At 70.0% G+C, this 2,395-nt stretch carries 4 protein-coding genes; 3 read left to right on the top strand and 1 reads right to left on the bottom strand.

All coding sequences use genetic code 11. From position 1 onward, the window contains the following. The coding region (locus H3O04_RS35005) for an MFS transporter (protein WP_202589480.1) at nt 1-514 on the bottom strand (514 nt) is incomplete at its 3' end. Nucleotides 515-718: 204 nt separating this feature from the next. Between H3O04_RS35005 and gcvA the strand changes: the two genes are divergently transcribed. The 3 genes from gcvA to H3O04_RS34990 all read left to right on the top strand — a co-directional run. Beyond that, complete coding sequence (gcvA, locus tag H3O04_RS35000) at nt 719-1,636, top strand: transcriptional regulator GcvA (RefSeq protein ID WP_006477056.1); 918 nt, start codon at nt 719-721, stop codon at nt 1,634-1,636. 99 nt (nt 1,637-1,735) lie between these two features. Next, the gene (locus H3O04_RS34995) at nt 1,736-2,044 is read left to right on the top strand and encodes a DUF3761 domain-containing protein (RefSeq protein ID WP_006477057.1); all 309 of its coding nucleotides are present in this window, start codon (nt 1,736-1,738) and stop codon (nt 2,042-2,044) included. 169 nt (nt 2,045-2,213) lie between these two features. After that, the coding region (locus H3O04_RS34990; RefSeq protein WP_202589479.1) for an ATP-binding cassette domain-containing protein at nt 2,214-2,395 on the top strand (182 nt) is incomplete at its 3' end.

Raw genomic sequence — 2,395 nt, 5'->3', positions numbered from 1 at the left:
AATACCCGCCGCGCCAGCCGACCTGCGCGATCAGCGCGGACGCGAGCGGCGGCATCACCAGCGTGCCCACGCCGATCCCCGCGACCGCGAGCCCCGACGCGAATCCGCGCCGGCGCACGAACCAGCGCTGGACGGCGCCGACGGCCGGCACGTACGCGCAGCCGACGCCGAACCCGACACCGAGCCCGTACGCGACATAGACCTGCAGCAGCGTATGCGCCGCGCCGGCGGCCGCGAGCCCCGCGCCGGTCAGCAGCATCCCGGCGACGGCGAGCCGCCGCGAGCCGAAACGATCGGCCAGCGGCCCGCTGACGATGCCGAAGCCGAAGTACAGGAAGCCGGCGAGCGAGAACACGAGCGAGATCTGGCCGCGCGACGCGGCGAAATCCCGCTGCAGCGATTCGACGAACGCACTGAACGTATAGGCGCTGCCGAACCCGACGAACGTGACGGCGAACGCGGCCACCACCACGTACCAGCCATGGAAAACGCGTGATGCGCCCGGGCGGTTCATGACGATGCTCCTTTCAGGTTCCACCGGCTGCCGGGCGGCGTCCGGATTGCCCCGTGGATATAGTTGAACTATGTTGATCACATCGGCCGCCGATCGGCACCCGACAGGCAGCCGCGAAACAGGCGATTCGATGCGTCAACGGTACGCGCGCATACACGTCGTCTCAAACGATATTTCGTCGACCTTTCGCTTTAGAAAAACTGAATGACTCGCTCCCGTCTGCCGCCGCTCAACGCGTTGCGCGCGTTCGAAGCCGCCGCCCGCCACTTGTCGGTGAAGTCCGCGGCCGAGGAGCTGTCGGTCACGCCCGGCGCGGTGAGCCAGATGATCCGCACCCTCGAGACGCATCTCGGCGTGCAACTGTTCGAGCGCGTGAACCGCGGCATCCTGCTGACGGCCGCCGGTCGCGACTACCTGCCGCCCGTGCGCAACGCGTTCCGGCAGATCGCCGATGCGTCGCAGCGCGTGTCGGGCGCCGCCGACAGCGGCGTGCTGACGGTGAGCGTCACGCCGTTCTTCGCGTCCGCGTGGCTGGTCCCGCGCCTCGCGCAGTTCCGGCAGGCGTGCCCGGACGTCGACCTGCAGGTTCTCACGAGCCACGCGCTCGCGGATTTCGCGCGCGACGGCGTCGACGTCGCGATCCGCCACGGCCTCGGGCGCTACATCGGGCTGTGCAGCGAACGCCTGTTGACGGTGGAAATCGTCGCGCTCGCGTCGCCCGACCTCGTCGCGCGGCTCGGCATGCCGGCGACGCCGGCCGAGCTCGTCGGCTGGCCGCAGTTGCACGACGCCGAACGCAAGGGCTGGCACATCTGGTTCGGCGCGCAGCGGATCGACGATTTCGGCCCGCCGCGCGGCCCCGCGTTCGACGATTCGGGCCTGCTGCTGCAGGCGATCGTCGCCGGCCAGGGCGCCGGGCTGCTGCCGGCCGCGATGGTGCGCGGCGAGCTGGCGAGCGGCCGGCTCGTGCAGCTTGCCGACGTCGCGTGGCTCGACGATTTCGCGTACTACCTCGTCTATCCGCCGCATCACGCGGAACGGCCGAAGGTTGCCGCGTTCCGCCGCTGGATTCTCGATGCCGCGCAGGCCGACGGCGCGGCGTCGATGACCGGCGCGGCCTAGCGTCGCGCGGCGGCGCCGCGTCGATCCGCTAACATGCGGCGCGGGCCATCGGCTCGACATTGCCCGACCTCGATAACAACGAACCGAACGAGAGAGACCATGCGTGCCCTGCTCCGCCGTGCGACCCATATCGCGACCCTGTCCGCCGCGCTGTTCGTCGCGGGCGCCGCGTTGCCCCCTGCCGCGCACGCCTATCGCGCATCACCCGGCTACGGCAACGAAGCCGATCTCGACCGTCACGACACGTATCGCAACCGCGACGGCGAAACCGTGCACGCGCCCGCCCATTCGAAATCAGGGCGCGTGCCGGAGGGTGCGAGCGCGCGCTGCCGCGACGGCACGTACAGCTTCAGCCGTCACCGGCGCGGCACGTGCTCGGGGCACGGCGGCGTCGCCGCGTGGCTGTAAGCGAAGGTCGGCCGAATGGCCTGCACCGCGCCAGCGGCAACCGGCGGCGAAGTACAATACGCGCTCGCACCGCCGCGCCCCGCGCGGCACGCTCCGTACCGAATCACCCGACGCCGCCACGCCCGCGCGCTGCGCGGCCGTCCCAACCACTTCTGACTTTCACACCGAAATGGCCCAATACGTTTTCACGATGAACCGGGTCGGCAAGATCGTGCCGCCCAAGCGCCAGATCCTGAAGGACATCTCGCTGTCGTTCTTTCCCGGCGCGAAGATCGGCGTGCTCGGCCTGAACGGCTCGGGCAAGTCGACGCTGATCCGCATCATGGCGGGCGTCGACAAGGACATCGAAGG

It is taken from the genome of Burkholderia sp. KCJ3K979 (genome assembly GCF_016759955.1).
In the GTDB taxonomy this organism is placed as follows: Bacteria; Pseudomonadota; Gammaproteobacteria; order Burkholderiales; family Burkholderiaceae; genus Burkholderia; species Burkholderia orbicola.
The sequence above is the reverse complement of the archived record's forward strand: the minus strand, read 5'-3'. Positions and strand labels throughout refer to the sequence as shown.

What these genes read in the sequence shown, in the direction of transcription:
- gcvA (WP_006477056.1), top strand. Translation starts at nt 719, where the DNA reads ATGACTCGCTCCCGTCTGCCGCCGCTCAACGCGTTGCGCGCGTTCGAA.
- H3O04_RS34995 (WP_006477057.1), top strand. Translation starts at nt 1,736, where the DNA reads ATGCGTGCCCTGCTCCGCCGTGCGACCCATATCGCGACCCTGTCCGCC.